General features: G+C 73.5%; 29 protein-coding genes. 12 read left to right on the top strand and 17 right to left on the bottom strand.

All coding sequences use genetic code 11. The annotated features are described in order from the left end of the window. Positions 1 to 11: 11 nt before the first annotated feature. Positions 12 to 836 carry an SAM-dependent methyltransferase gene (locus tag WIS52_RS06635; RefSeq protein WP_349297224.1) on the bottom strand — a complete coding sequence of 275 codons (825 nt, stop codon included), beginning with the start codon at positions 834 to 836 and terminating at the stop codon, positions 12 to 14. Between the two features lie 204 nt (positions 837 to 1,040). Here WIS52_RS06635 and WIS52_RS06630 point away from each other — a divergent pair, with 204 nt between their 5' ends. Then, positions 1,041 to 1,934 (top strand): helix-turn-helix domain-containing protein, encoded by an 894-nt coding sequence (locus tag WIS52_RS06630; protein ID WP_349297223.1) that lies wholly within the window; start codon positions 1,041 to 1,043, stop codon positions 1,932 to 1,934. A 133-nt stretch (positions 1,935 to 2,067) separates the two neighbouring features. After that, entirely contained in the window at positions 2,068 to 2,286 is a 219-nt protein-coding gene (locus WIS52_RS06625) for a DUF397 domain-containing protein (RefSeq protein WP_349297222.1), read from the top strand. A 53-nt stretch (positions 2,287 to 2,339) separates the two neighbouring features. Here the strand turns inward: WIS52_RS06625 and WIS52_RS06620 are convergent, their stop codons facing one another. Genes WIS52_RS06620 through WIS52_RS06600 form a run of 5 tightly spaced genes read right to left on the bottom strand, consistent with a single transcriptional unit; the run spans position 2,340 to position 6,405 of the window. Next, entirely contained in the window at positions 2,340 to 3,257 is a 918-nt protein-coding gene (locus WIS52_RS06620; protein WP_349297221.1) for an iron-siderophore ABC transporter substrate-binding protein, read from the bottom strand. Positions 3,258 to 3,309: 52 nt separating this feature from the next. Beyond that, the gene (locus tag WIS52_RS06615; RefSeq protein ID WP_349297379.1) at positions 3,310 to 4,056 is read right to left on the bottom strand and encodes an SDR family NAD(P)-dependent oxidoreductase; all 747 of its coding nucleotides are present in this window, start codon (positions 4,054 to 4,056) and stop codon (positions 3,310 to 3,312) included. 24 nt (positions 4,057 to 4,080) lie between these two features. Then, entirely contained in the window at positions 4,081 to 5,082 is a 1,002-nt protein-coding gene (locus WIS52_RS06610; protein WP_349297220.1) for an acetamidase/formamidase family protein, read from the bottom strand. Positions 5,083 to 5,140: 58 nt separating this feature from the next. Then, positions 5,141 to 5,581, bottom strand: coding sequence for an FmdB family zinc ribbon protein (locus WIS52_RS06605; RefSeq protein ID WP_349297219.1), 441 nt, complete (start codon positions 5,579 to 5,581; stop codon positions 5,141 to 5,143). Between the two features lie 5 nt (positions 5,582 to 5,586). Further along, a complete protein-coding gene (locus tag WIS52_RS06600; RefSeq protein WP_349297218.1) occupies positions 5,587 to 6,405 on the bottom strand; it encodes an N-acyl homoserine lactonase family protein in 819 nt (272 codons plus the stop codon). A 112-nt stretch (positions 6,406 to 6,517) separates the two neighbouring features. Here WIS52_RS06600 and WIS52_RS06595 point away from each other — a divergent pair, with 112 nt between their 5' ends. After that, on the top strand, positions 6,518 to 7,138 hold the full coding sequence (locus WIS52_RS06595; protein WP_349297217.1) for an L-threonylcarbamoyladenylate synthase: 621 nt from the start codon (positions 6,518 to 6,520) through the stop codon (positions 7,136 to 7,138). 212 nt (positions 7,139 to 7,350) lie between these two features. Further along, complete coding sequence (locus WIS52_RS06590; protein WP_349297216.1) at positions 7,351 to 9,279, top strand: hypothetical protein; 1,929 nt, start codon at positions 7,351 to 7,353, stop codon at positions 9,277 to 9,279. Here the strand turns inward: WIS52_RS06590 and WIS52_RS06585 are convergent. After that, entirely contained in the window at positions 9,276 to 10,181 is a 906-nt protein-coding gene (locus WIS52_RS06585; protein WP_349297378.1) for a pseudouridine synthase, read from the bottom strand. The genes WIS52_RS06590 and WIS52_RS06585 overlap by 4 nt on opposite strands. A gap of 110 nt (positions 10,182 to 10,291) precedes the next feature. Between WIS52_RS06585 and WIS52_RS06580 the strand changes: the two genes are divergently transcribed. From WIS52_RS06580 to WIS52_RS06565, 4 genes are all read left to right on the top strand, one after another. Further along, positions 10,292 to 10,915, top strand: a complete 624-nt coding sequence (locus tag WIS52_RS06580; protein ID WP_349297215.1) for a LysE family translocator — start codon at positions 10,292 to 10,294, stop codon at positions 10,913 to 10,915. Positions 10,916 to 10,924: 9 nt separating this feature from the next. Further along, entirely contained in the window at positions 10,925 to 11,725 is an 801-nt protein-coding gene (locus tag WIS52_RS06575) for a hypothetical protein (RefSeq protein ID WP_349297214.1), read from the top strand. Positions 11,726 to 11,795: 70 nt separating this feature from the next. Further along, entirely contained in the window at positions 11,796 to 13,016 is a 1,221-nt protein-coding gene (locus WIS52_RS06570) for a CaiB/BaiF CoA transferase family protein (protein WP_349297213.1), read from the top strand. Then, positions 13,013 to 13,933, top strand: a complete 921-nt coding sequence (locus tag WIS52_RS06565) for a beta/alpha barrel domain-containing protein (RefSeq protein WP_349297212.1) — start codon at positions 13,013 to 13,015, stop codon at positions 13,931 to 13,933. The genes WIS52_RS06570 and WIS52_RS06565 overlap by 4 nt, the downstream gene beginning before the upstream one ends. Positions 13,934 to 14,060: 127 nt before the next feature. On the opposite strand, the gene WIS52_RS06560 is transcribed toward WIS52_RS06565, so the two are convergent. Next, on the bottom strand, positions 14,061 to 15,023 hold the full coding sequence (locus WIS52_RS06560) for a hypothetical protein (RefSeq protein WP_349297211.1): 963 nt from the start codon (positions 15,021 to 15,023) through the stop codon (positions 14,061 to 14,063). Further along, a complete protein-coding gene (locus WIS52_RS06555; protein WP_349297210.1) occupies positions 15,016 to 15,594 on the bottom strand; it encodes a hypothetical protein in 579 nt (192 codons plus the stop codon). Before WIS52_RS06555 ends, WIS52_RS06560 begins: the two co-directional genes overlap by 8 nt. Before the next feature lie 236 nt (positions 15,595 to 15,830). Here WIS52_RS06555 and WIS52_RS06550 point away from each other — a divergent pair, with 236 nt between their 5' ends. Then, on the top strand, positions 15,831 to 16,847 hold the full coding sequence (locus tag WIS52_RS06550) for an HNH endonuclease signature motif containing protein (RefSeq protein ID WP_349297209.1): 1,017 nt from the start codon (positions 15,831 to 15,833) through the stop codon (positions 16,845 to 16,847). Here the strand turns inward: WIS52_RS06550 and WIS52_RS06545 are convergent. From WIS52_RS06545 to WIS52_RS06535, 3 genes are read right to left on the bottom strand one after another with little or no spacing between them, the layout of a single operon-like run. Further along, the gene (locus WIS52_RS06545) at positions 16,844 to 17,203 is read right to left on the bottom strand and encodes a hypothetical protein (RefSeq protein ID WP_349297208.1); all 360 of its coding nucleotides are present in this window, start codon (positions 17,201 to 17,203) and stop codon (positions 16,844 to 16,846) included. The two genes, WIS52_RS06550 and WIS52_RS06545, sit on opposite strands and share 4 nt — an antisense overlap. 5 nt (positions 17,204 to 17,208) lie before the next feature. Next, complete coding sequence (locus WIS52_RS06540) at positions 17,209 to 17,982, bottom strand: IclR family transcriptional regulator (protein WP_349297207.1); 774 nt, start codon at positions 17,980 to 17,982, stop codon at positions 17,209 to 17,211. Continuing rightward, positions 17,979 to 19,379 carry a xylulokinase gene (locus WIS52_RS06535; RefSeq protein WP_349297206.1) on the bottom strand — a complete coding sequence of 467 codons (1,401 nt, stop codon included), beginning with the start codon at positions 19,377 to 19,379 and terminating at the stop codon, positions 17,979 to 17,981. Before WIS52_RS06535 ends, WIS52_RS06540 begins: the two co-directional genes overlap by 4 nt. Positions 19,380 to 19,444: 65 nt before the next feature. On the opposite strand from WIS52_RS06535, the gene WIS52_RS06530 reads away from it, so the two are divergent. Then, complete coding sequence (locus tag WIS52_RS06530) at positions 19,445 to 19,645, top strand: hypothetical protein (protein ID WP_349297205.1); 201 nt, start codon at positions 19,445 to 19,447, stop codon at positions 19,643 to 19,645. Positions 19,646 to 19,873: 228 nt separating this feature from the next. Here the strand turns inward: WIS52_RS06530 and WIS52_RS06525 are convergent, their stop codons facing one another. The 3 genes from WIS52_RS06525 to WIS52_RS06515 are packed head-to-tail and all read right to left on the bottom strand — an operon-like array spanning position 19,874 to position 22,814. After that, complete coding sequence (locus WIS52_RS06525; RefSeq protein ID WP_349297204.1) at positions 19,874 to 20,539, bottom strand: LutC/YkgG family protein; 666 nt, start codon at positions 20,537 to 20,539, stop codon at positions 19,874 to 19,876. After that, positions 20,536 to 22,023, bottom strand: coding sequence for a LutB/LldF family L-lactate oxidation iron-sulfur protein (locus WIS52_RS06520; protein WP_349297203.1), 1,488 nt, complete (start codon positions 22,021 to 22,023; stop codon positions 20,536 to 20,538). The genes WIS52_RS06525 and WIS52_RS06520 overlap by 4 nt, the downstream gene beginning before the upstream one ends. Further along, positions 22,020 to 22,814 carry a (Fe-S)-binding protein gene (locus tag WIS52_RS06515; RefSeq protein WP_349297202.1) on the bottom strand — a complete coding sequence of 265 codons (795 nt, stop codon included), beginning with the start codon at positions 22,812 to 22,814 and terminating at the stop codon, positions 22,020 to 22,022. Before WIS52_RS06515 ends, WIS52_RS06520 begins: the two co-directional genes overlap by 4 nt. Positions 22,815 to 22,919: 105 nt before the next feature. Here WIS52_RS06515 and WIS52_RS06510 point away from each other — a divergent pair, with 105 nt between their 5' ends. Continuing rightward, positions 22,920 to 23,615, top strand: a complete 696-nt coding sequence (locus tag WIS52_RS06510) for a FadR/GntR family transcriptional regulator (protein WP_349297201.1) — start codon at positions 22,920 to 22,922, stop codon at positions 23,613 to 23,615. Between the two features lie 83 nt (positions 23,616 to 23,698). Next, the gene (locus tag WIS52_RS06505) at positions 23,699 to 24,352 is read left to right on the top strand and encodes a maleylpyruvate isomerase family mycothiol-dependent enzyme (RefSeq protein ID WP_349297200.1); all 654 of its coding nucleotides are present in this window, start codon (positions 23,699 to 23,701) and stop codon (positions 24,350 to 24,352) included. 12 nt (positions 24,353 to 24,364) lie between these two features. Here the strand turns inward: WIS52_RS06505 and WIS52_RS06500 are convergent, their stop codons facing one another. Beyond that, complete coding sequence (locus WIS52_RS06500) at positions 24,365 to 24,901, bottom strand: gamma carbonic anhydrase family protein (RefSeq protein ID WP_349297199.1); 537 nt, start codon at positions 24,899 to 24,901, stop codon at positions 24,365 to 24,367. After that, positions 24,898 to 25,866, bottom strand: coding sequence for a D-2-hydroxyacid dehydrogenase family protein (locus WIS52_RS06495; RefSeq protein ID WP_349297198.1), 969 nt, complete (start codon positions 25,864 to 25,866; stop codon positions 24,898 to 24,900). The genes WIS52_RS06500 and WIS52_RS06495 overlap by 4 nt, the downstream gene beginning before the upstream one ends. Position 25,867 lies beyond the last annotated feature (1 nt).

Raw genomic sequence — 25,867 nt, 5'->3', positions numbered from 1 at the left:
CGCCGGATCCGTCAGCGCTTGAAGCCCACGCCACCCGCCACGCAGCGCTGCATGGGCTGTTCGGGGTCGAGCTGCGGGCCGTCCGGCCACCACCGGTAGCACGGCACGATGCCCGGCTCGAGCATCTCCAGGCCGGCGAAGAAGCTCTCGAGCTGCGCCAGCGTCCGGAAGTACCCGCTGCCCATCGGGCTCCTGGAGAGGATCTCCTCCAGCCGGCGGGCGAGCGCGGTGTCCTCGTTCTCCGGGTCGAAGAAGTGCGCGATCACCACGGCGCTGCCCACCGGGAGCCGGTCGATGTACTCCGCCATCACCCGGGCCGGCTCGTCGGAGTCGGCGAAGTGGTGCAGCGTGCTGACGTGGAACAGCGCGACCGGTTGGTCGAGGTCGAGGAACGCGGCGGTGGCGGGGTCGCCGAGAACCGCGTCGGGCTTGCGGATGTCGGCCGAGGAGAAGATCGTCCGCTCGCTGTCCTCGAGCAGCGCCTGACCGTGGGCGATCACGGTCGGGTCGTTGTCGACGTAGACGACCTTGGCCTCGGGACGCAGCCGCTGCACGACCTGGTGGGTGTTCTCGGCCGTCGGCAGGCCGGAGCCGCAGTCGAGGAACTGGGTGATCGGGGTCCGGGTGGCCAGGTACCGGGCCACCCGGATGAGGAAGGCGCGGTTGTCCAGCGCGGCCTGGGAGGCCTCCGGTGCGAGCTTGCGGACGAGCTCGACGATCTCCCGGTCGATCTCGTAGTTGTCCTTGCCGCCGATGGCGTAGTCATAGACCCGCGCGATGCTCGCCTTCGACGTGTCGATGTAGGCGGGAGCGCTTTCCTCGGTCGGCCGGTTCATCGGCGGTCCTCACAGGCGTCGTGGTCGATCGGCTCCGGTGTTCTCGATCACCGGTGCGGCCACCCTAGCGGGCCGGTCGGTCACACGGTGTACATCGCGGCACCGGGTCCCACCAGGCGGTAGTGATCGCCGTCGCAGACCGGTCGTGGCCGTGTGTGTACGCTGGATCACCGTCTGCCCGTCGAACCCGCAGGAGCCGCTCCGGTGGTCTCGAGTCCGAACACCCCCACCCCGCCCGGTGCCGACCGCGGGCCGACCGCCCGGCGGATCGTCCTCGGCGCGCATCTCAAGCGCCTGCGCGAGCGGGCCGGGGTCAAGCGGGCCGACGCGGCGTACAACATCCGCGGCTCGGACTCGAAGATGAGCCGCCTGGAGTCGGGCAAGGTCGGGTTCAAGGAGCGCGACGTCGCCGACCTGCTGACGATGTACGGCATCGGTCAGGGGCCGGAGCGTGACCAGGTCCTCGCCATGGCCGCGGACAGCAACGAGAGCGGCTGGTGGGCCCGGTTCAACGACGTGCTTCCCGGCTGGTTCGAGGACTTCGTCGGGCTGGAGGCCTCGGCGTCCCGGATCCTGTCCTACGAGCTGCTCTTCGTCCCCGGCCTGCTGCAGACCGAGCGCTACGCGCGGGCGGTGCTCTCCGGGGGCCGTGCGGACCTGCCTCCCGCCGACCGCGAGCAGGTCAACAAGAAGCTCGAGGTCCGGCTGCGGCGTCAGCGGATCCTGCACCGCAGGGACGCGCCGACATTCTGGGTGGTCCTCGACGAGTCGGTCCTGCGCCGCCCGGTCGGTGGCCCGGCGGTGCTCCGGGAGCAGATCGACCACCTCCTCGAGCTGTCCGCGCTGCCCAACGTGATCGTGCAGATCCTGCCGTTCGGGCTCTCCGGCTACGCCGCGGAGCACGCCTTCGCGATGCTGCGTTTCGCCGAGCCGGAGCTGCCCGACCTGGTCTACCTCGAGGAGATGACCGGGGCGACCTACCTGGACAAGCGGGCCGACGTCGAGCGGTACGGCCAGTCGATGGACCGGCTCACGGTCGACGCGATGGACCCGGAGCGGTCCCGCCAACACCTCTCCAAACTGCTCGCCGAGCTCTGACGGCCCCCGGGCGCGCCGGAGCGACCGCCGGGCGCCGAAGAACGGTGTTGCACGACCGGTCTGTCCGGATCCTGTTACCTTCTGCGCAAGGGAAAATGCACGTGCAGATGAGGTGAGCGTTCGCATGGATCAGATGCCTGTTCACGGTCCCGCGGAGATCGACGCGCTGGACTGGCGGAAGAGCGTCCGTAGCGGCTACCAGGGCAACTGTGTGGAGCTGGCGGTGACCGCCGGCGCGATCGCGGTCCGCAACTCGCGCGACCCGCACGGCACCGTGCTGGCCTTCTCCTCCCCGGAGATGGCGGCGTTCCTCGGTGCGATCAAGAGCGGCGAGCTCGACGACCTCGCCTGAGACTCCCGCGGGCGGCCGGCCCGACCTCGGCCGCCCGCGGTGACCCCTGTCCGTCAGCCGGACAGGACCCGCTCGACATCGTCGAGCACCCGCTGCCCGCCCAGCGGCCCGACGCCGGAGATCCAGTACGACTGGTCGACGACGTGCAGCCGCGGGAAGGCCTCGTCCCGGACGTCGGTGAGCGCCGGCGGGACCGCGTCCGGCGACGACGGGTCGGCCGCGGTCACGAACACCTCGTCGGCGCGGGCCTCCAGGACGAGCTCGGGGGAGAGGTCGACCGAGATCGAGTCCTCCCAGTCGCGCTCCGGGATGGTGAACCCGGCGCACTCCATCACGCTGCCGGCGAACGACGTCGGCCCGTAGAGGGTGAGCAGGCCGTCCCGCGGCCGGATCATCTGGGCGGTCCCGGAGTCGTGCGTGCCGGCGACCTCGGCGCACCGCGCGTCGAGGTCGGCCAGGAGGGTCGCGGTCTCGTCCTCGCGGCCCAGCACCCGCCCGACGAACGCGGCGTTGTCCCGCCACGGGTCGGTCTGGGTAGTCATGAACGCGGTCGGGGCGATGGCGGAGAGGCGGTCGTACAGCTCGGCGTGCCGGGAGTCGGTGCCCAGCACCAGGTCCGGGGAGAGCGCGGCGATCCGCTCCAGATCCGGCTCGGTGACCGTGCCGACGACCGACACGTCCTGCGCCATGGCGCCGAGATAGTCCGGCACGCCGCTCGCCTCGGTGAGCACCGCCGCGCCGGCGGGCACCGCGCCGAGCGCGACCGCGGTGTCGAGCTGGACCGGCTCCAGCACGACGACCCGCTGCGGGTCGGCCGGGACCTCCACGTCCCCGCGCGCTGTCGGGACGGTGCGGGTCTCGGCGGCGTCGCCGCCGTCGCCGCCGTCGCCCCCGGCCGTTCCGCCGCAGGCGGTGAGGAGCAGGGCGGCCAGGGTGGCCAGTGCGGGGAGCACGGCCCGGGGAGCGGACACGTTCAGCTCTCTCCTTCGTCGGTTCTCTCGGAAGGAGGTGAGCCTAACCTCTCTACAGTTGCACGCCGCGGGTGAGCGCCCCGTCGACGACCAGGTTCGCCCCGCTGATCCGGCTCGCGCGCGGACTGACCAGGGTGACGACCGCATAGGCGGTCTCCTCCGGCGTCCCCATCCGGCCGGTCGGGTTGAGGGCCACCTTCTCCGCGAAGAACTCCGGGCGGTCCCGCTCGGTGTTCGCCCAGACCCCGCCCGGGAAGTACACGTTGCCCGGGGAGACGGCGTTCGCGCGGATCCCCTTTCCCGCCAGGTCGACCGCGAGTCCGGAGACGTAGTGGACCAGGGCGGCCTTCATCACGCCGTACGACCCGTGCGCGAAGTCGATCTCCCGGCCGGACACGCTGGAGACGGCGGTGATCGACGCCGCGTCGCTGCGCTCCAGGTGCGGCAGGGCCGCCTCGACCAGCCGGACGGTGTGCATCAGGTCGACGTCGAAGCTGGACCGCCAGTTCTGGTCGCCGGGCCCGATCGCCAGCGCGCTCACGTTCGCGACGACGGCGTCGATGGCCCCGAACCGTTCCGCGGTCGCCGCCACCCAGGCCGCGAGCGCGTCACCGTCCGCGACGTCGACCGCCGTGCCCGCCACGGCGTTCCCGAGCTCGCCGGCGACGGCCCGGACCCCGTCGGCGTCGCGGGCGCAGAACGCGACCCGCGCGCCCTCCGTCACCAGGGCCTCGACGACCGCGCGGCCGATCCCGCGCGAGCCGCCGGTGACCAGCACGACCCGGTCCTGCAACAGCATGTCCACGGTGGTCTCCCGTTGTCGTCAGAGGGTCCGGGCCTGCTCCCGGAGGTGACGGTGCACGCCGTCGTAGGCCGCCGCGTCCGGCAGCAGCGCCTTCGCGATCTTGGTGACGGCGCTGTAGTTGGTGTCGACGACGTTGGCCAGCGGCGACTCCGCGACCTGGGTGAGCAGCTGGTAGGCGTCCAGGCGATCGAGCCCGTACAGCTCGCCCAGCCAGGCGATCATCCCGATCTGGCTGGCCCGCCAGGCGTCCTCCAGCGGGCGGGACGACCCGACGACGACGTAGTGCGTGTCGGTCTCGATCCGCGGCCACGCCGGCGGCGGAGCGTTCTTGATCAGCTCGACGATCAGCACCACGTCCATCGCACCCTCGACGGCGGTCCCGCAGCTCTCACCCTCGCCCTGGCGGTAGTGCCCGTCGCCGACCGAGAAGAGCGCCCCGGGCTGGTTGACCTGCAGGTAGCAGGTGGCGCCGGCGCGCATCTCGGGGGTGTCCATGTTGCCGCCGAACACGTCGGGCACCAGCGAGCTGCGGACCTCGCGGCCCGGCGGGGCGACACCGACGGTGCCCAGCATCGGGTTGCACGGCAGCTCCAGGCGCAGGTCCGTGCTGGTCGCCTCGAACAGCACGGTGCCGGCGGCCCGGTCGAGCTGGTAGATCCAGGTCCGCTCGGGCAGTGGCTCGTGCAGCAGCGCCGTCCGGTCGGTCACCGACAACGCGCCGAAGAACGGGATCGTCGTCGACGCGCCCCAGTCCCGGGCCGGGGTCAGCTCGACGAGGTGGATCGCGAGCGTGTCACCGGGCTCGGCGCCCTCGACGAAGAAGGGCCCGGTCTGCGGGTTGACCTCGGTCATGTCGAGCACGTCGGTCGGCCGGTCGGCGGTCGAGGTGATCCGCCCGGAGAACGCGTCCTCGGTCCAGAGCCGCAGGCAGGTACCGGGGACGACCCGCCGGGCGGGCGCGGCGCCGCCGAAGGTCCACGCGAACTCGTGCCGTTCGGGGCGGTACTCGACGATCTGCACCGAGCCGATCCTGTCGGTCCCGCCCGGGCACGGCAACGGTTGCGGTGCGCAGCGTCCGCTACGACGGGGCCTGGGGAGCTCCGGTGCGCCGCTCCCGGCTCGCCTCCGCGGCGGCCTGCGTCGCGTCCCCGCCCGTCCCCGCCCGCGCCGCCAGCTCGCGGTAGGTCAGCGGCTTCCGCTCGAACCGGCCCTCGTGCGCGGCGACGGCGTCGCGCTGCTCACGGTGCTCGGGGTGGCGCTCCTCGAAGTCGCGGCGCGCCTCCACCGTCCGCCGCCAGTGCGTGATCGTGTCCCGGTCCCCGCGGTTCACCCCCTCCCAGGACTTCGGCGCCGCCGACATCGACGGCGGCGGCGCGGCCCGGCCGCGCATCGCCGGCGACGGTGGGCGACGCGCCGTCGTCGCACCGCAGTCCGGGCAGGCAGGCGCGGGGGAGGACCAGGACGGGACCATCAGCTCGAACCGTGTCCCGCAGGAACACGCGTAGTCGTAGACCGGCATCGTGATCAGGTGTAGGAGTTGCCGGGGCCGGTGCGGAGCTCCCGGATCTGGTTCGCGTCGTGCCCGAACACCACCGTCGCGTCGGTCCGCTCCTGGATGCCGCGGATCTTCTCCACGGACTCGAACCAGGCGACGGTGTCGTAGACGATCCCGGCGGCGATCGGCGGCGGGCCGTAGGACTCCTTCAGGTACAGCGAGTCCGACGCGAAGATCATCGTTCCGGAGTCGGCCAGGTCGACCTGCAGGCTCATCGTCCCCCAGGTGTGGCCGGGGGTCCGCAGGATCGTCACTCCGGGCATCAGCTCGGTGTCCTCCGAGATCGTGTCCAGCGCCAGCGTGTCGTAGTCCGACTTGATGTGCGCGCCCTTGTTGTGGCCGTCGAAGGAGAACGCGCCCTCCTTCTCCTTCTCGTCGACAATGATCGTCGTGTCGGCCTTCTCCCAGAGCTTCGCGTTCGCCGCGTGGTCCAGGTGCAGGTGCGAGAGGACCAGGTAGTCGATGTCGTTCGGCTCCAGGTTCAGCTGCTTCAGCCGGGAGTCCAGCCAGTCGTCCTCGGTGGCCGCGTCGACCGGGAAGAACTGCCCGAGCCCGGACGGGGCCCAGCGGGTCTCCCAGTCCCGGGGGACGCCGGCGTCCCACATCAGCTTCTGGCCGTTCGGGTGCTCCAGGTAGACGACGTGGGTGGGCACCTCCACCCACTCGCGCTGCTTCTCCGGCTGCTGGTACGTCGCCATCCGGGACGGGTCGATCAGCAGCCAGGTGAGGTCGGCGTGCATGGTGCCGGTCGGGAGGATGGTGACCTTGATCTTGTCTGTGTCGGACATCGCTCTCCTCGTCGAGTGCGGGCGCAGGTGACGGCGATCACATCGGCCACGGGTCAGCGTGCCCCACCCCCGGGAGCGGGACAACCGGTGACCGGAGTGGCAGGCTGCCGGAATGGCGAGGTACTACGACGTGCATCCGCAGAACCCGCAGCCGCGCAGCATCCGGCAGGTCGTCGATCTCGTCCGCGACGGCGGCCTGATCGCGTACCCGACCGACTCGTGCTTCGCGCTGGGCTGCTCGCTGGGCAACCGGGAGGGGCTCGAGCGGATCCGGCAGATCCGCAAGCTCGACGACAAGCACCACTTCACCCTGGTCTGCGCCGAGTTCGCGCAGCTCGGACAGTTCGTGCAGATCTCCAACTCGGTGTTCCGGGCGGTGAAGGCGTCCACCCCGGGCAGCTACACGTTCATCCTCCCGGCGACCAAGGAGGTGCCCCGCCAGCTGCTGCACCCGAAGAAGAAGACGGTCGGCGTCCGGATCCCGGACCACGCCACCACCCAGGCGCTGCTCGCCGAGCTGGGCGAGCCGCTGCTGTCGTCGACCCTGCTGCTGCCCGACCACGACGAGCCGATGACGCAGGGCTGGGAGATCAAGGAGGAGCTGGAGAACCAGGTCGACGCGGTGATCGACTCCGGGGACTGCGGGACCGAGCCGACGACGGTGGTCGATCTGTCCGGCGACGAAGCGGAGATCATCCGGACCGGGGCGGGGGATCCTTCCCGTTTCGAATGACCTGGGCGGTTCACCGCGGCACGATGCCCGCCGGTCGTTGCAGATCGCGCATCCCGGGGGTCCGTGACCGGCCCGGCGCCGCCCGCCCCTCCGAGGTCCACCGCCCACCGCATCACGTCGGGCGAAGGCGCAACCGTTGAGTAGTCTTCGTGTCCGACCCTGCCCGGTTCGCCGCTACCCGGCACCGACCCAGCCGTTCGGAGGACGATCGCGTGGCGCGAGACGACCCGCCGCACAGCCCGCCCGGGCCGGGCGCCGCCGGCGCACGGACCGGTGGGCCGGGTGGTGACGACGGCGGTGACGGCGGTGCCGGATCCGGCGACGCCGTGCTCGCCGCCATCGCGCACCGGCTGCGCGCGCGGTCCGAGCGCCAGCAGCTGCTGACCGAACGTCTGCGCACCGGCGAGCTGCGCCCGGGCGCGCTGGCCGACCTCGCCGAGCTGGCCGCCGCCGCCCGCCGCGGCGCCCGGGACGGCGACCACATCCTGGTGCTCGCCGGTGCCCCGCGCGGACCCCGGCTGGCCGCCCCGCCGACGCCGCTCGGCCAGGCGCTGTCGACCGTGGTGGCCGCCAGCGAGGCCGCGTCGCGGACCGTCGTGCCGCCCACGCCGAGCGTCTCGCTCGACGCCGTCGCCGAACCGGTCTTCGGCCAGATCCTCGCCGAGCTGCTCGCGCACGCCGCCGGCGCGACCCCGCCGGGGGAGCGGCTCGAGCTGCACACCCGCTGGGGGCCGGACGGCGGCGTCGTCGTCGAGCTGCAGTGCGCCCAGCCGCCCCGGCACCAGACCCCACTCGACGAGCTCGACCGCGCGCTGACCAGCGCCCGTCCCGGCGGCCCGGTCGCGCCGCAGGAGATCGGCCTGCACGTCGCGGCGCGGCTGGCGAGCGCCATTGGTGCCCGCCTCGGCGTGCGCGGGCCGGCCGGGAACACCGGGGTCGCGCCGATCGCGGTGCTGCACCTGCCGTCCTCGCTGATCGGCGGGGGGAGGCAGCCGGAGCAGGTCGCCCCGGCGGCGTCCGCGTCGGAGGAGCCCGGATCGACCGCCGGGCTGAACCGGCCCGCCGACACCCTCGATCCCGCAGGGGACGCGCCGTGGCCGCCGCCGCAGCCGCAGTTCCCGCCGTCGCCGCTCTCGCAGGCTGCGCAGCCCGCGCAGCAGCCGGAGGCCCGGGAGCCCGCGGAGGATCCCGCCCGCAGCTGGCCGCCCTCGGCACCGGCCGCGCACGGTGCACCGGACGCGCGCCGCAACGGCGAGCTGCCGCAGCGGGGCGGCGATCTACCCCAGCGCAACGGCGAGCTGCCCCAGCGTGGCGGTGACCTGCCGCAGCGCGGCCGGGCGCACGGGATCGCGGCGGCCGTCCCGTTCGGCGCGGCCGAGGACCCGCTCCACAGCAACGGGAACGGGAACGGTTCTGGTGCGATCCCGCCCGGCCCCCGACCCGGCGGACCGCCTCCCGGCCCGCTGCCGACCCGTTCGCCGAACGGCGCCGGTCCCGGACCGCGGACGCCGCGCCCCGGCCCGCAGCCGGTTCCGCCCGGACCGCGGCCCGGTGACGTCCACCCGGTGACCGAGGCGCTCCCCGCCGCCGGCACCACCCCGCCGGTCGAGCTCTTCGGCCCGTTCGACTCGGAGGTTCCGGTGCCGGTGGACGACGTGCACGACACACCGATCTTCGCCGCGGTCGCGTCGGCATGGTTCCGCGATCCCGTCGCCACCCCGGAGACGACGGCGCTGCCGGTCTCGGACGGCTCGGCTCCCGCACCGCAGTCCGACAACTGGCGCACGCCCGGCGACGAGGAGTTCGACGCCGCCCGGATCCGCGCCGACCGCGTCGTCGACCTCCCGACGACCGCGCAGGGCCTGCCACAGCGCCTCCCCGGGCAGGCGATGGTGCCGCCGTCGTGGCGGGAGACCACGAACGGCTCCGCGCCGAGCGGCTCCCGGGAGCGGCAGCCGGACCGGGTCCGCAGCCGGCTCGCGAGCTACCAGCGCGGCCTGCGGGAGGGCCGGCACCGCGCCAACGAGGACCCGCCGCCGGCGAACGGGGCTCCGGTGAACGGCAGCCCGGTGAACGGGAGCCCGGCGCACGGCGTCAACGGGCACGGCATGCACGGCGAGGGCGGGCGCAACGCCGGTTAGCCGGCCCAGCCGTCCGGGTCGTCCCACGCCTGCAGCGTGCGCCCGCTCGTGAAGCGCCGTCGCGCGCCGGTGACCGGGTCGTCGAACTCCAGCGAGCGGGAGAGCAGCTGCAGCGGGCGGGTGAAGTCGCCGTCCGGCCGCTGCCGCAGCTCGGGGTACACGTCGTCGCCCAGGATCGGCACGCCCAGCCCGTGCAGGTGCACCCGCAGCTGGTGGGTGCGGCCGGTGCGCGGGAACAGCCGGTAGCGGGCGAGGCCGTCGCGGTGGGTGTCGAGCTCGACCCGGGTCTCGGCGTTCGGTTCCCCGGGCTCGGTGACGGCGGCGAACACCCCGGGCCGCTTGACGATGCGCGACCGGATCGTGCGGGGCAGTTCCAGGTCCGGGTCGTGCCGCGCGATCGCCTCGTAGGTCTTGGCGACCAGACCGTCGGCGAACAGGGTCTGGTACGCCCCGCGCAGCTCGGGTCGCGCGACCAGCAGCAGCACCCCGGCCGTCGCGCGGTCCAGCCGGTGCGCGGGGCTGAGCTCGGGCAGACCCAGCTCGTGCCGCAGCCGCACCAGCACCGTCTGCCGGATGTGGCTGCCGCGCGGGATGGTCGCCAGGAAGTGCGGCTTGTCGACGACCACCAGGTCGTCGTCGGCGTGCAGCACCTCGATCGGGAACGGGACCCGCGCCTCGTCGGGCTCGGAGCGGTGGAGCCACAGCGTCGTCGACGGGGTGAACGGGGTGTCCGCGGTCAGCGGGCCGGCGGCGGTGACGATCTCCCCGGCGGCCAGCATCGCGTCCAGCCGCTCCGGGGTGGCCCGCGGGATGCGGTCGAGCAGGTGCGCGCGCATCGTCGTCCAGTCCCCGGACGACGGAGTGCGCAGCCGGGCGGGCGCCAGCCCGTCGCGCGGCGGCAGCGGCGGGACCTCGCGGGACGCGGCCCGCCGGCGGGCGCCGCGGCCCCGGCCGGACCGGGTGCGGGAACTCACGGGCCATCACGGTACGGGGACGGGTAGCGTGCCCGGCCGTGACCTGGGCGTCGTACGGTGCGTACCTGCTGATCGTCGTCGGGCTGGTGCTGATGCCCGGCCCGGACACCTTCGTGCTGCTGCGGTCCTCGCTGGCCGGCGGCCGCCGTTCCGGGATGCTCACCGCGAGCGGGGTGTTCGCCGGGAACGCGCTGCAGGGTTCCGCGGCCGCGTTCGGGCTCGGCGTGCTGATCGCGCAGTCGCACACCGCCTTCACCGTGATCCGCTGGGCCGGGGTGGTGTATCTCTGCGTGCTCGGGGTGCAGGCGCTGCGGGCCGCGCGCCGCGGTGACTACCCGGAGGTCGTGGGCGGCGGTCCGCGCCCCCGCGCGCACCGGGCGATCGGGCTCGGGTTCCTGTCCAACGTGACCAACCCGAAGATTCTGATCATGTACCTGTCGGTCCTGCCGCAGTTCCTGGTGCCCGGGGTGACGACGACGGCCGACGCGCTGCTGCTCGCGCTCACCGTGGCCGTGCTGGGCGGGTTCTGGCAGGTCGGGATGGTGGTCGCGGTGCACCGGGCGCGCGCCTGGTTCTCCCGGCGCCGGGTGCGCCGGACCGGCGACGCGGTGGCCGGGGTGGCGCTGCTCGGGTTCGGCGGGGCGCTGGCCGCGGGGGCCTAGCATCGTGCGATGCGTCGCGCACTCGTCCTGGTGGTGGTGCTCCTGGCCGCCGGCTGTGGATCCACTCCGGACGACGGTGCGGGGCTCTCCGGCGCGGTGATGCAGTACCGCTCCGACATCGCCTCCCGCATCCTGACGGTCCGGCTGCGGGCCTCCGGCGACGTACGGATCGACCGGCTGGAACTGCGGCCCGGCGGGTTCGACCCGGTGGCGCCGGTGCCGGTGGGCCGGGATCTCGGGGCCGGGCGGACCGCCGACGTCCGGGTCGGCTTCGGCCCGCCGCGCTGCGACGGGACCGCGGCCGGTCCGAGCACCGCGGTCGTGACCACGGTGTCCGGTGCCGATCAGGTCGTCACGCTCGCCGACGACCACGACGCGATCGGCGCCCTGCACCGGGCCGAGTGCGCCGAGCGGGCGATCCGCGCCGTGGCCGTGATCGGGTTCGACCGGACCTGGGAACGCGACGGCGACCTGCTCCGCGGCATGCTGCACCTGCGACGGACCGGTGGCGCCGATCCGGTCACGGTCGGCGAGCTCGGCGGAACGACGATCTTCGGGCTGAACCCGGCGGCGGGTACGGCCCTCCCGCTCGTCCTGCCGGCCGGGGCGGCCGACGCCGCGCTGCCCGTCGTCGTCGAGGCGACCCGGTGTGACCCGCACGCGCTCGCCGAGAGCAAGCGGGCGACGGCGTTCGTCGCCGTGGCCGCGGTCGGGTCCGGCCCACCCACCCGGTTGACCGTCGCACCCGACGACGCGGATCGCGGGGCGCTCCTCGACTTCGCCACCGACGTCTGCTCGCATGGTGGGTGAGTGCTCAGGATATGAGGATGTGGCAGGGTCGGGGTGCATCTGCCGCTCGTCTTCGATGGAGGGACGACCCGTGAGCGACCTGCCGCTGTCCGGCGTCCGTGTGCTCGAGCTCGGGAACTACATCGCGGCTCCGACCGCGGGCCGGCTGCTCGCCGACTTCGGCGCCGACGTGATCAAGGTGGAGCGCCCGGGCACCGGTGACGAGCTGCGGAGCTGGCGGCTCTACGCCGGGGACACCTCGATGCTCTACCGGACGCTGAACCGCAGCAAACGTTCGATCACCCTGGACATGAAGACCGACGCCGGGAAGCAGGCGGTGCTCGACCTGACCGCCGCGTCGGACGTCGTGCTGGAGAACTTCCGTCCCGGCACGCTGGAGAAGTGGGGGCTCGGTCCATCCGAACTGGACGCGGTGAACCCGGACGTCGTGCTGGTGCGGATCTCGGCGTTCGGACAGACCGGGCCGCTGGCAGGCCGGCCGGGGTTCGCCGCCGTCGCCGAGGCGATGGGCGGGCTGCGCGCGCTGGTGGGGGAGGAGGACCGGCCGCCGTCGCGGACCGGGGTGTCGATCGGTGACTCGATCGCCGGGCTCTACGGCGCGTTCTCCGCGGTGATGGGGCTCTACCAGCGCGGCGCGGTCGCCGGGCGGGTCCCGCTGGACCGGCGGTCGATGGACATCGCACTGAACGAGGCGGTGTTCTCGATGATGGAGTCGCTGGTGCCCGACCACCTCGCCTACGGCGTCGAGAGGCGCCGGGTCGGCGGGCGGATGGAGGGCATCGCCCCGTCGAACGCGTACGTGTGCGGCGACGGCGGCAGCGTCGTCATCGCCGGGAACGGCGACTCGATCTACGGGCGGTTCATGCAGGTCATCGGGCGTCCGGAGCTGGCGTCGGAGCCCGACCTCGCGTCCAACGCGGGCCGCTGGGCGCGGCGCGACGAGCTGGACGGCGCGATCGAGGAGTGGACCCGTTCGCTGCCCCGTGACGAGGCGCTTGCGCAGCTGGAGGAGGCGGGCGTGCCGGCCGGGCCGATCCACTCCGCGGCCGACATCGTCGCCGACCCGCAGTTCGCGGCCCGGGACATGGTGCAGTTCTTCGACGTCGACACCGGCGGCGACGAGCCGGCACGGGTCGGGTTCCCGGGCGTCGTCCCGGTGCTGGACGGCCGGTCGGTGCCGGTCCGCCACGTCGGTCCCGACCTGGGCGCCGACACCCACGACGTACTGGGCGGCCTGCTGGGCTACCCGGCCGGGAAGATCGCCGCCGCGGCGGGGGAGGAGACGTCATGACCGAGGTACTGCTGCGGGACGTGACGCTGCGGGACGGACTGCAGCTCACCGGCAAGCCGCTGCCGACGGAGCAGAAAGTCGCGCTGGTGCGGTCGCTGCTCGCGGCCGGGGTGCCGGAGCTGGAGATCGGGTCGCTGGCCCGCGGGGACCTGGTGCCGCCGCTGGCCGACACCCTCGACGTCGTCGCCGCGCTCACCCCCGACGAGCTGGAGCGGTGCTGGGTGTGGGTGGCGACGCCGCGGCACGTGCAGAAGGCCGTCGCGGCCGGCGCGCGCAACGTCCAGTACTGCTTCTCGGTCTCCGACGCGCACAACAACGCCAACATCGGCCGGGACACCGCGGTCTCGCTGGACGCGATGCCCGAGGCGGTCGGTTACGCGCGCGAGGCCGGCGGACGGATCCAGCTGTGCCTGGCGACGTCGTTCACCTGCCCGTTCGACGGGCCGGTGGACCCCGGGCGCGTGCTGGAGATCGTCGCCGACCCGCGCACCGCGGGCTCGTGCGACGTCGTCGTCTGCGACACGCTCGGGCAGGCCGTGCCGTCCGAGGTCGGATCCCTGGTGCGCGCGGTGTCCGATCTGGACGATCGCCGGGTCGCCTTCCACGGGCACGACACCTGGGGGCAGGGCGTGGCGAACGCGCTCGCCGCGGTCGCGGCCGGGGCGACGCTGCTCGACGGCGCGCTGGGCGGGCTCGGCGGGTGCCCGTTCGCGCCGGGGGCGAGCGGGAACACCGCGTCGGAGGACCTGCTGTTCGCGTTGCGGCCGTCGTGGTTGACGCCGGACGTGCTCGCGGGGCTGGTCGAGTCGTCGGAGGACCTGCTCGCGGAGCTGGGGGAGCCGAACCGGTCCCGGGCGGCGCAGGGGGTGCGGTCCAGGGCCGGGGCGTTCCCGTGGACGGCGCGGCCGCGCTGCTGACCGGTCCCGGCCCGGATCGCCGAGTGTCACGCAGATGCTCCGATGGCAGCTCTGACGTGAACTCGGCGGGTCGGCCACGGGGGAGTAGAGGTCTGGCTCCGGGAGCCGTAGCGGCGGCCGGCCCCGGTCACTGATAGCGCTGCAACCGGATCGCGAGCGCCCTGTGCCGCTCCCGGCGCCGGCCGGAGGCCTTCGGCCCAGGGGCCGCTCCGAGCGCGACCACGGGGTCGGTGATCGCGTGGGTCACGCGGTAGGCGAGCAGTTCGACGCCGGTCTGCAGCCAGTGCTCGCCATCCGCCGGCGGGCCCAGCCCGAGAACGGTGGTGAACCAAACCGGCAGCAGGTGGCCGCGCTCGATGGCGTCAACGAGTTGGGTGCGAAGTTCGGCCCTCAGTGCGGTCTCGGCCTGCTGGCCGCGCATGATGTCGGCCGATGCCCGGTCGGCCTGGTCCGCGTCGTCGTCCAGTTCGGATCGGGCGATGTCCGCCGCGGCCCGCGTCCGGTCCCGGCGATCCTGCAGTTCCGCGAGCTCGGAGTGCGCGGTCCGGTAGCTGTGCAGAGCGCCTCGGCGGTCCGAAGCCAGCGGCGAGGTCTCGGCGATCCGGCGGCTCGCAGCGAGGATCTTCTGGCGCGTCTGATCACGACGGTCCTGCCAGTCTGTCCAGGCCTGGACCGTTCGCTGCCTGGTCGCGCGGCCTGCCGGTCCGAGTTGCTGGGACTCGAGGCCCTTCCCACGCTCGGCCCGCTCGGCGAGGTCACGGAGTTCCGGGCTCGTGACCAGCTCCGCAGCGACTGCTCCCGCAGAGCTTCGGATGTGGCGCTCGAGATGCTGCATCTGCCGGCGTATGGAGTCGAGCGCGCGGGTGTGCTCGTCGCGGATGTCGCGGAGGCCGTCGGCGAGATCGTCATCGAGTTCGTCGGTGCGGATGCGGAGCGCGTCGAGTGTTTCGGTGGTCGCTTCCAGGTCACGGGTGACCGCGTCGACCTTGCGGGTGAGCTGACCGACTTCATGATTCTCGGGGAGATCTTCGACTCGAGCCCGGAGGCCGGCGATCTCGCCGCGAAGCCGCTCCTCTGCGCGGTCATCCATTGTGAGTGGTCTCCTCGGTCACCGTGTAGATGGAGGCCAGCACCGTGCTTCCCGATGCGACGAGCGTGAGTAGCCCGACCCACCAGGGCATCCACCCGACGGCCGCGAGGGTCGCTACGGCACCGACGACCAGGGCGACGGCCATCTGGTGACGCCTTCGCGAATGTCCGGCCCGAGTCGCGTAGCGGTGGGCCAGGGGCAGGCCGAGTCCGAGCAGGACATTGCTGACCAGCAGCGCAATTCCCCAGCCTCCGAGCCAGCCGAGGAGCAAGCCGGCCACGAGGACGACAGCGGATCCGGCGGTCAGCACCGTCGCGGAAAGGTAGATCATTCGGGTGCTTCGTCGGTGGGCCAGTTCTTCGCGATGATCGGCTGCGGAGTGTTCGAGATCGAGGACCTCGTCGGTCATCGAGACGACCTGCTCCACCAGTTCCGCGGACACCTCGGCATCGGCTGTCAGTCCTGTGTGGATCGCCAGTAGCTCGAGGCGTTGACGTGCCGCGCGTGCATCCAGGTCATCAGGCTCGGCACCGGCCGAACCTTCCGTCTCGTCCCCGATGGGCGGTTCCATCCGCACATGATGACCGAGTGCGTCCACCGCATGGTGGTTTGCTACAGCCTGTCGGGTTCAGGAACGCCGGTATCGTTTGATCGGTCGGGGCACGGAAGGCCGATCATGCCCGGTCGATGCCGGCGCGTCGGCCTCGCACTCCGTCTCCGGATCTCGCACCCTGTCTCGGCGCCGAGTGGTCGCTGACCTGCGACGAAGGACCGTCGCTCGAACTAGCGTTCGGGTATCATAAAGTCATGCCCGCCGGCCCGGTCGCCACCGCGCACCGCCTCCTCACGGAGGCCTTCGCCGCGCTGGACGAGATCCGCGAGACCGGCACCGACACCGACCTGATGTCACTGCTCCCGCTGTGCGAGGGCGCGATCCGGAAACTGGACCGCACCACCGTCGCGACGGTGGCCGACCTGGATCGGCGTGGGGCGTTCGCCGATCGCGGCTACCGGAATCCCGCGCTCGCGCTGGCCGATCTGCTGAACTTCGACCGCGCCGACGCCAAGCGCCGGGCCCGGGCCGCCGAGCACGTGCACGCCCGGACCCAGCTCGACGGCACCGAGTTGCCGGCCACGCTCCCCGCGACCGCGGAGCGGTTCGCCGACGGCCGGCTCAGTCTGCGCCACGTCGACGCCATCGCCACCGCGTTGGATGCGCTGAGTACGCCCAAGGACAACCTCGACGACCGGTCCTGGGACGAACGCACCGCCGACGCGTTGGCCGAGATCTGCTCCCACACCCTCGACCACGGACCCACCTCACTCACCCCGGAGGTCGGCGGACGCCGCCCGGTCATCCACGTAGTCATCGGGCTCGAGGATCTACAGAACCGCGCCCGCGGGGCGCTGCTGGACTTCGGCGGCCAGTGCACCCCCGAGAGCCTGCGGATGCTGGCCTGTGATGCCGCGGTCGTGCCGATCGTGATGAACGGCGCCGGTCAGCCCCTCGATGTCGGCCGGGTCAAGCGCACCATCCCCGACGGGATCCGCCGGGCCGTCGCCGTCCGCGACCGTGGCTGTGCGCACCCGGGCTGCGACCGGCCCCCGTCGTGGTGCGAGGTCCACCACATCGACCCGTGGGAACTCGACGGTGAGACGAAGTTGAGCAACTGCGTGATGTTGTGCAAGGTCCATCACCGGCTGCTGCACCACTCCGCCTGGACCGTCCGCATCCGCGACGGGATCCCGGAGTTCATTCCTCCGAAGTGGATCGACCCGCAACAGCTGCCACGCCGCAGACCCCGGCCCGTCGACGTCGCCTAGCGGGGTCGCTCCTCGACGATGCTCTGCCCCTCGCCTGGGCGTGACTCCCACCGCCACGCCTCGTGCGAGCGCAGCCGCCCGTCCGGGAGCTGCTCGAGCTGTGCCTGGCAGTGCCCGGAGCTCGTCGACCCGTCCTGCGAGACGTGCACGTAGCGGAAGTCGAGCGAGTCACCACGACGGGTGCCCACGAGCCGCCCGCGGACGATGGCTCCGCCGGAGTACTCGGCCCAGAGCACGCCGTCGTCCTCGTGGTAGGTGAACTCGGTGCTGTCGTCGACCTCGCCGTCGGGGCTGTTGGTGACCCCGACGAGGGTGCGGCCGTCGAGCGAGGGCAGGGTCCCGGCGGGAAGGTTCATGGTGATCATTCCGGTGGCCGGCCCCCGAGCGTGCGGGTGAGCCGGTCGGCCTGGTCCACGAGGACGTCCACCCACTGCTCGCACCGCTGCCGGGACAACCGGATCGTCGGTCCGCTGACCGTCAGCGCCGCGGCCACCTCGCCGGCGTGGTCGAAGACCGGCGCGGCCAGGCCCGACCCGCCGTCGTCCCGCTCGGCGGCGGTGATCGCGAAGCCGTCCCGGTGGGTCTGTTCCAGCAGCCCGCGCAGCCGATCGGGATCGGTCACGGTGTGATCGGTGACCGGCTCCAGCGGACCCGCGAGCACCCGCTCGGCCAGCGCCGGGTCCCAGGCCAGCAGCACCCGTCCCGCCGAGCCGGTGTGCAACGGGGCGATCTTGCCGACGTGCATCTCCCGGCGCAGCGCGTGCGCGGTCTCGGCCACGGCGACGCACACCCGGAACCCGCTCTCGGCCCGGAACAGTGCCGCGGTCTCCCCGGTGACGTCGCGCAGCTCGCGCAGCACCGGGCCGGCCAGGTCCAGCAGGTCCACCCCGCGGGCGGCGGCGCCCGCCCAGTAGGCCATCCGCACCCCGATCCGGACACCGTCCCCGGCCCGGTCCAGCAGCCCCTCGGCGACCATGTTGGACACCAGCCGCTGCACGGTGGACGCCGGCAGGCCGGTCTGCCGCTGGAGCTCGCCGAGGCCGAGCACCGGTCGCTGCAGGGTGAAGGCGTCCAGGATCGCGGTGATCTTCCCCAGGACGAGCAGCGGTGTCGGTCCCGCCGCCCCGGCGCTCACTCCGGTACCCGGTCCAGATGCCGCTGCGCCGCCTCCTGGAACCGTTCCCACGCCGCCGGCGCCGGCTCCGCCTCGTACCGCTCGGGTGCACCGGCGTGCGTCCACGACGGCGGGGTGTCGCCACCGCGCAGCGCCCACGCCGCCTGCCGGGCGGCGCCGTCGGCGACGTACTCGCCCGGCTCGGGCACGCTCACCGGCACCTCGAACACCTGCGCCGCGATCCGGCACACCGCCTCGGACTGCGCCGCGCCGCCGATCAGCGTCACCCCGGTCGCGGACACGCCCTGGGCGCGCATCGCCTCCAGCGCGAACCGCTGGGCGTAGAGCATCCCCTCGACCGCGGCCCGGGCCAGGTTCTCCCGGGTGCCGGACCTGAGCGTCCAGCCGTGCAGCGCGCCGGTCGCATCCGGCAGGTTCGGCGTCCGCTCGCCCTCCAGGTACGGGACGACGACCAGGCCGCCCGCGCCCGGCTCCGCCGCCAGGGCGAGGCGGCCCAGCTCGTCGTGGTCCACGCCGAGCAGCCGTCGGGTCGCGTCGAGCACCCGTGACGCGTTCAGGGTGGCCGTCAGCGGCAGGTAGGCGCCGGTCGCGTCGGAGAATCCGGCGACGAGCCCGCTCGCGTCCTGCGAGCGCTGCCCGGCCCGCGCGAACACCGTCCCCGATGTGCCCAGCGAGACGACGACGTCGTCACCGGCGTCCACGCCCAGCCCCGCCGCGGCGTTGTCGCCGGCCCCGGCGCCGACCCGGATCCCGTCCGGACCGTCGACCCACTCGGCCGGGCCGAGCACCCGCGGGACCGCCGGGGTCGCGCCGAAGAAGCGTTCGAGCAGGTCGAGCCGGTATGTCGCGCCGTCGAAGTAGCCGGTGCCGGACGCGTCGGACCGGTCGGTGACCAGCTCGTCGAACCCCAGCGAGTCCGGGCCGCCGCGCAGCCGCCAGGTCAGCCAGTCGTGCGGCAGGCACACCGCCGCCGTCCTGCGGGCGTTCTCCGGTTCGTTCTGCGCCAGCCAGCGCAGCTTGGTCAGCGTGATCGACGCGACCGGGACGACGCCGGTCGCCTCCGCCCAGCCCTCGGCGCCCAGCTCGTCGACCATCTCGGCGGCGGCCTGCGCGGACCGGGTGTCGTTCCACAACAGCGCGTCGCGCACCACCGCCCCGGACCCGTCGAGGCAGACCATGCCGTGCTGCTGGCCGCCGACGGCGAGCGCCTCGACGCCGTCGAGCCCGCCGGCGTCCTCCAGGGCCTGCTGCAGCGCGTCCCACCAGTGCCGCGGATCGATCTCCGTACCGTCCGGATGGGACGCCCGGCCGGACCGGACCAGCTCGCCGGTGTCGGCGTCCCGGACGACGACCTTGCACGACTGGGTGGAGGAGTCCACCCCGAGCACCAGTGCCATGGCCCCTACCCTGCCATGCGGTGTCCATCCACCCACCCCGTCCGCCCGCGTGCCAGGGTGGACCCATGAGCGACGAGCAATGGTATTTCTGCCTGCTCCACAACACCGTGGAGCCCGAGGCCGGGTGCCGCTCGGCCGACCGGCTCGGCCCCTACCCGGACCGGGAGACCGCGGCGCGGGCGCTGGAGATCGCGCGCGAGCGGACCGAGGCCGAGGACCGCAAGGACAAGGACTGGAACAAGTTCGACGACGACGAGGACGGCTGAGGCGTCACGGGGGTGTTCCGCGCAGCACGTCGTGCGCCACCTGCCCGACGTCGGCCGTGGCGGCGACCCGCGCACCCGTGATCATTGTCCGGGTTCCGGATGGTGTCACGGATGGCACCGGCAGGATCCCGGCTGATGATCACCGGGCTCGGGCGTTGCTCCGGACCGGTCCGACCCGCCGGCTCGTGTCCGCCGGCGCGACCGATGCCGGCGCCGGCGGCGCCGCGGTCAGCGCGGGTCCGGCTCGGCCCCCACGATCACCACGTGCAGGGTCCGCGGACCGTGCACCCCCTCGACCCGGTCCAGCTCGATGTCACTCGTCGCGCTCGGCCCGCTGATCCAGGTGCACGGACGGGCCGGGTCCAGCGCGGCGACCGCCTCCGGAACCCCGGGCACGACCTGGTCGGCCCGCACGACGCACACGTGCAGGTCCGGCACCAGCGTCGCCGCCCGGCGCCCCTGGCCCGCACCGTGGTCGAGGATGATCGTGCCGGTCTCGGCGACGCCGACCGTCGCCGTCGACAGCACGCCGTCGCAGCGATCCAGTTCGGACAGTGCGACGTCCGGTCCGTCGTGGACGATCTCGACGTCGGCCGGGACCAGCGCGTCCGGGAAGCCCGGGGGGACGAGGATCCGCAGCGGGCCGTCGCCGGCGATCGGGGTGCGGCCCTCGAGTGCGGCGGTGACCGCCGCCGCGGCGCCGGGCGGTGCCGCCCGTGTGACCACCGCCCGGTAGTCGGCGACCCGCTCGTGGAAGAGGTCCACCACCTCGTCGTGCGGGCGGTCGTGGGCCGGGGCCGGACGGACCACCGGCACGTCGATCACCGGTTCGACATCGGGTACGTCGGCCAGGGCCCGGCGGGCCCTGTTCAGGATCGCCTCGCGCGCGCTCACGCCTCGTCCCTTCCACCGTTGGTTCGTGCCCACCACTGCCGGAACGACTCCGGTGCCGGTACCGGCACGTCGCGGGAGTCCGACCAGCCACTCGCCGGGCCGGGCACCGCGCCGAGCACGCTGTGCCCGCCGGGCGCGGTCCGGGTGAGCTTCGAGGCGAGCCGCCCGCCGATCCCGGCGGCCTTCTCGGCCGCGCCGGTGCGGGCCGACGACGACAGCGTCCACGAGGCGGCCTTCATCGCCATGTCCTGCACCGACGGGATCCGCGACGCCTGCTTGTGCGCCTCCACGACCTCGCCGCGCAGGTGCACCAGCACCTCGGGGATGTCGATCCGGACCGGGCACACCTCGAAGCAGGCCCCGCACAGGCTCGAGGCGTAGGGCAGCGAGTCCGACTGCGGGTCCGAGCCGACGCCGCGCAGCTGCGGGGTGAGGATCGCGCCGATCGGGCCCGGGTAGACCGAGCCGTAGGAGTGCCCGCCGGTGCGCTCGTAGACCGGGCAGACGTTGAGGCAGGCCGAGCAGCGGATGCAGCGCAGCGCCTGCCGTCCGGTCGGGTCGGCGAGCACGTCGGTGCGCCCGTTGTCGAGCAGCACCACGTGCACCTCCTGCGGCCCGTCGCCGGGGGTGACCCCGGTCCAGGTGGAGGTGTAGGGGTTCATCCGCTCGCCGGTGGAGGAGCGGGGGAGCAGTTGCAGCATCACGTCGAGGTCGGCGAAGGTCGGCAGCACCTTCTCGATGCCGACGACCGACACCAGCACCTCGGGCAGGGTCAGGCACATCCGGCCGTTGCCCTCGGACTCGACGACGGTCAGCGTCCCGGTCTCGGCGACGGCGAAGTTGGCCCCGGAGATCGCGACCTTGGCCCGCAGGAACTTCTCCCGCAGGTGCTCCCGCGCCGCCGCGGCGAGCCGGCGCGGCTCGTCGGTGAGGTCGGCCGGCGCCGCCTTGCCGGCCTTGCCCATCTCGCGCAGGAAGATCTCCCGGATCTCCGCGCGGTTGCGGTGGATGGCCGGGACGAGGATGTGGCTGGGCAGGTCGTCGCCGAGCTGGACGATCAGCTCGGCCAGGTCGGTCTCCCAGGCGTGGATCCCGGCCGCCTCGAGCGCGCCGTTGAGGTCGATCTCCTGGGTCGCCATCGACTTGACCTTGACGACCTCGTCGGCCTCGTGGCGGCGGGCGATGTCGACGACGATCGCGTTCGCCTCCGCGGCGTCGCGGGCCCAGTGCACCGTCGCCCCCGCTGCGGTCAGCGAGCGCTCCAGCTGCTCGAGGTAGTCCGGCAGATGCCGCAGCACCCGGTCCTTGATCGCCTCACCGGCCAGCCGGAGCTGCTCCCACTCCTCGACCTCGCCGACGACGGTGCCCCGCTTGGTGCGGATCGTGGACGTGGCGTGGGCGAGGTTGCGGCGCAGCTGGGAGTCCTCCAGCGCGGCGCGCGCGGCGTCGGGGAACTTCGGGGTGCCGAGGAACGTGCCGCTCACCGGGCCACCTCCGCGGTCCCCACGCTGCGCTCATCGGCGGCCCGGCCCGGTCCCTCGATCACCGGCTCGGTCTGGGCGAGGATCTCGGCGAGGTGCATGACCCGCACCCCGGAGCGCTGCCGCGACAGCAGCCCGCCGACGTGCATCAGGCACGAGTTGTCGCCCGCGACCAGCACCTCGGCCCCGGTCCCGCGGACGTGGCGGGCCTTGTCGTTGCCCATCGCGATCGAGGTCTCGGAGTTCTTCATCGCGAACGTGCCGCCGAAGCCGCAGCACTCGGCCGCGCCCGGCAGGTCGAGCAGGGTGAGCCCGCGGACGGCCCGCAGCAGCCGGGTCGGCCGGTCGCCGACGCCGAGCATCCGCAGCGAGTGGCACGTCGGGTGGTAGGTGACCCGGTGCGGGAAGTAGGCGCCGACGTCGGTCACGCCCAGCACGTCGACCAGGTACTCGGTCAGCTCGTACACCGGCGGCGCGCCCTCGACGGCGCGGACCAGGCCGGGATCGCCGGAGCGCTCGGCGACCAGTCCGTGCTGGTGGCGCACCGAACCGGCGCAGGACCCGGACGGCGCGATGATCGCGTCACAGCCGGCGAACGCCTCCAGGTGGTTGCGCACCAGCGGGACGGCCTCGGCGAAGTAGCCGGTGTTGACCATCGGCTGCCCGCAGCAGGTCTGCGCGGCCGGGAACTCGACGTCGACGCCCAGCCGGCGCAGCAGCGTGACCACTGCCTTGCCGGTATCCGGGAACAGGGCGTCGTTGATGCAGGTGACCATCAGGCCGACCCGGGTCATGATGCCTCCGAGAATCGCTGTGGTGGGCGGAAGCGTGTGGTCCGACCAAGCTAGCGGTATGGTCGGACCAAGAGCAAGTGCGGCGGAGCCGACAGAGGAGGCCCGATGACGTCCACCCGTGGCCTCACCTACGAGATGGTGCTCGCTCACGTCGAGAAGCGCCTGACGTCCGGTGAGCTGCGGCCCGGGGACCGGCTGCCCCCGGAACGGGAGCTGGCGGCGCAGCTCGGCGCGTCCCGGCAGGCGGTCCGGGAGGCGCTACGGGTGCTGCAGGCCCAGGGCGTGATCCGCTCCCAGGTGGGGACGGGGGACGGGTCGGGCACCGTCGTCGTCGCTGCCCCGGCGCGGGCGCTGGGCCGGGTGCTGCAGCTGCACCTGGCCGTCGACTCGTTCCCGGTCGACGACGTCACCGAGGCCCGGGTGATGCTGGAGCGGTTCTCCGCGGGGCTGGCGGCCGGCCGCGCGACGGCGGCGGAGCTGCTCGCGATGACCGCCGAGCTGGACGCGATGGACGCCGACCTGGGGCCGGAGGCGTTCAGCGACGCCGACATCGCCTTCCACGTCGCGATCGCGGCTGCCGCCGGGAACAAGCTCGTCAACGAGCTGACCGTGGCGATCCGGGAGTCGGTGCGCGGGGTGCTGCTCGGCGCGATGCACGACCAGGGCGACTGGATCGCGCTGCGGGACCGGCTGCGGGCCGAGCACCGGGCGATCCACGCCGCGCTGTCCGACGGCGACGGCGAGCTGGCCGCCGACCGCATCGAGGCCCACATCCGCGCCTTCCACGGCCGCCTCACCTGAGGCCGACGCTCACCGGTTCCGGCGCTGCTCGTGCGATCGCGTGAGCGTTGCCGGGAACGGCGCGCGTTCGTACGCTGCGCGTCGTGGCGAAACCGGGGGTCGATGTCGAGGCCGTACATGCGGCGACGGCGCGGGGGCGGCGGGCGGCCGCGGACCTGATCGAGTCGCTCGACGAGGCGCAGCTCGACGCGCCGAGCCTGTGCACCGAGTGGCCGGTGCGGGTCGTCGCCGGGCACCTCGCCGCCGGCGCGACGATGCCGTCGACGCCCCGGCTGCTGTTCGAGCTGGTGAAGGCGCGCGGCGACATCACCGCGATGATCGACCGCAGCTCCCGGGAGTCCGCGCGACGACCGGTGGCCGAGCTGGTCTCCGACCTGCGGGAGCACGCCGGGCACCGGGCCTCGCCACCGGGCGTCGGGCCGCGCGGGCCGATGACCGACGCGCTGGTGCACACCGGCGACATCGCCGTCCCGCTCGGGCTGCCGCACGAGCCCGACCCCGCCGACGTCCGGCTCGCGCTGGACTTCGTGGCCGGCGCCCGGCCCACGGCGTTCGTGGCGAAGGGCCGGCTGGACGGGCTTCGGCTGGTCGCCGACGACGCGGGGTTCGCCGACGGAGAGGGCACGGAGGTCCGGGGCCGGGGGATCGACGTGCTGATGGCCGCGTGCGGGCGGCCCGCGGTGCTGGACCGGCTGACCGGTGACGGCGTCGCGGTGCTGCGCAGCCGGATCGGCTGACCCGCGGAGGTCTCAGGCCGTCGCGTCCCGGTGCTGGCCCATCAGGTGCACGTAGGCCGCCGACGACGCGGTGATCGTGGCCCGCTCGTCGTCGGTGAGCTCGCGGCGTACCTTTCCGGGCAGGCCCGCGACCAGTGAGCCGGGCGGGACGACGGTGCCCTGGGTCAGCACGGCGCCGGCCGCGATGAGCGAGCCGGCGCCCACGTGTACGCCGTTCATCAGCACCGCGCCCATGCCGATCAGCACGTCGTTCTCGACGGTGCACCCGTGGACGACGGCGCGGTGGCCGATCGTCACGTTGTCACCGACGACCAGCGGGAAGCCCGGATCGGCGTGCATCACGCTGCCGTCCTGCACGTTCGAGCCCGCCCCGACGGTGATCGTGGAGAAGTCGCCGCGGAGCACGGCGGTGTACCAGATCCCGGTGTCCGCGCCGATGGTGACGGCGCCGGCCAGGATCGCGCCGGGGGCGATCCAGGCGGTCGGGTGGACGTCCGGTCGGCTGCCGTCGATCTCGATGGCGGTGTGGAGGTGCGACGCTGCGCTCACGGGGTTCCTTCCGGGGAGGTGAGGACGCGCACCGGGCGGCCGGCCCGGAACGCGGCGACGTCGTCGGTGACGTCGGCGAAGTACTCGGCGTAGGACTGCCGGGCGACGTAGCCGGTGTGCGGCGCGAGCACGGTGCGCGGCGCCGTCCGCAGTGGATGGTCGGCGGGGAGCGGCTCGGTGTCGAACACGTCGAGGGCGGCGCCGGCGATGCGTCCCGAGTGGAGCGCCATGACGAGTGCGGCCTCGTCGACGATCGGGCCGCGCGAGGTGTTGACCAGCAGCGCGGTCGGCTTCATCAGCGAGAACTCGCCGGCGCCGATGGTGCCGACCGACCGCGGGGACAGCACCAGGTGGACGCTGAGCACGTCGGCGGTCCGGAAGAACGTCTCCCGGTCGGGGGCCTCGACCCCGATCTCGGCCGCCCGCTCGGAAGTCAGGTTCGGGCTCCATGCGGTGACGTGCATGCCGAGCGCGCGGGCGACCGGCACCATCGCCGCGCCCAGGTTGCCCAGCCCGAGCAGGCCCAGCGTCGACCCGGCCAGGACGGTACCGAGACCGAGCTGCCAGCCCCCGGCGCGGACCGCGGCGTCCTGCGCGGGCAGGTTGCGGGCCAGCGCCAGCAGCAGCGCCCAGGTGTGCTCGGTGGTGCTCGCCCGCCCGCCGGCACCCCCGGTGCCGCACACCGTCACCCCGCGGGCCGCGGCGGCCGCGAGGTCGATCGAGGCGTTGCGCATGCCGGTGGTGACCACCAGCCGCAGATCAGGGAGCCCGTCGAGGATCCCGGCGGTGATCGGGGTGCGCTCCCGCATGCAGACGACGGCGTCGAACCCCCGTAGCCGCGCGACCAGCCGGGCCGGGTCGGCGACGTGGTCGGCGAAGGCGACGGCCTCGACGTCGTCGCCGAAGGCTGTCAGCGGGAGCGCCACGTCCTGGTAGTCGTCGAGCAGGGCGACGCGGAAGGGCACG

The sequence above is a fragment of the Pseudonocardia nematodicida genome (genome assembly GCF_040105385.1).
In the GTDB taxonomy this organism is placed as follows: domain Bacteria; phylum Actinomycetota; class Actinomycetes; order Mycobacteriales; family Pseudonocardiaceae; genus Pseudonocardia; species Pseudonocardia nematodicida.
The sequence above is the reverse complement of the archived record's forward strand: the minus strand, read 5'-3'. Positions and strand labels throughout refer to the sequence as shown.

What these genes read in the sequence shown, in the direction of transcription:
- WIS52_RS06635 (WP_349297224.1), bottom strand. Translation starts at nt 836, where the DNA reads ATGAACCGGCCGACCGAGGAAAGCGCTCCCGCCTACATCGACACGTCG.
- WIS52_RS06625 (WP_349297222.1), top strand. Translation starts at nt 2,068, where the DNA reads ATGCCTGTTCACGGTCCCGCGGAGATCGACGCGCTGGACTGGCGGAAG.
- WIS52_RS06615 (WP_349297379.1), bottom strand. Translation starts at nt 4,056, where the DNA reads ATGCTGTTGCAGGACCGGGTCGTGCTGGTCACCGGCGGCTCGCGCGGG.
- WIS52_RS06605 (WP_349297219.1), bottom strand. Translation starts at nt 5,581, where the DNA reads ATGCCGGTCTACGACTACGCGTGTTCCTGCGGGACACGGTTCGAGCTG.
- WIS52_RS06600 (WP_349297218.1), bottom strand. Translation starts at nt 6,405, where the DNA reads ATGTCCGACACAGACAAGATCAAGGTCACCATCCTCCCGACCGGCACC.
- WIS52_RS06595 (WP_349297217.1), top strand. Translation starts at nt 6,518, where the DNA reads ATGGCGAGGTACTACGACGTGCATCCGCAGAACCCGCAGCCGCGCAGC.
- WIS52_RS06575 (WP_349297214.1), top strand. Translation starts at nt 10,925, where the DNA reads ATGCGTCGCGCACTCGTCCTGGTGGTGGTGCTCCTGGCCGCCGGCTGT.
- WIS52_RS06565 (WP_349297212.1), top strand. Translation starts at nt 13,013, where the DNA reads ATGACCGAGGTACTGCTGCGGGACGTGACGCTGCGGGACGGACTGCAG.
- WIS52_RS06560 (WP_349297211.1), bottom strand. Translation starts at nt 15,023, where the DNA reads ATGGATGACCGCGCAGAGGAGCGGCTTCGCGGCGAGATCGCCGGCCTC.
- WIS52_RS06555 (WP_349297210.1), bottom strand. Translation starts at nt 15,594, where the DNA reads ATGGAACCGCCCATCGGGGACGAGACGGAAGGTTCGGCCGGTGCCGAG.
- WIS52_RS06550 (WP_349297209.1), top strand. Translation starts at nt 15,831, where the DNA reads ATGCCCGCCGGCCCGGTCGCCACCGCGCACCGCCTCCTCACGGAGGCC.
- WIS52_RS06545 (WP_349297208.1), bottom strand. Translation starts at nt 17,203, where the DNA reads ATGAACCTTCCCGCCGGGACCCTGCCCTCGCTCGACGGCCGCACCCTC.
- WIS52_RS06535 (WP_349297206.1), bottom strand. Translation starts at nt 19,379, where the DNA reads ATGGCACTGGTGCTCGGGGTGGACTCCTCCACCCAGTCGTGCAAGGTC.
- WIS52_RS06530 (WP_349297205.1), top strand. Translation starts at nt 19,445, where the DNA reads ATGAGCGACGAGCAATGGTATTTCTGCCTGCTCCACAACACCGTGGAG.
- WIS52_RS06515 (WP_349297202.1), bottom strand. Translation starts at nt 22,814, where the DNA reads ATGACCCGGGTCGGCCTGATGGTCACCTGCATCAACGACGCCCTGTTC.
- WIS52_RS06510 (WP_349297201.1), top strand. Translation starts at nt 22,920, where the DNA reads ATGACGTCCACCCGTGGCCTCACCTACGAGATGGTGCTCGCTCACGTC.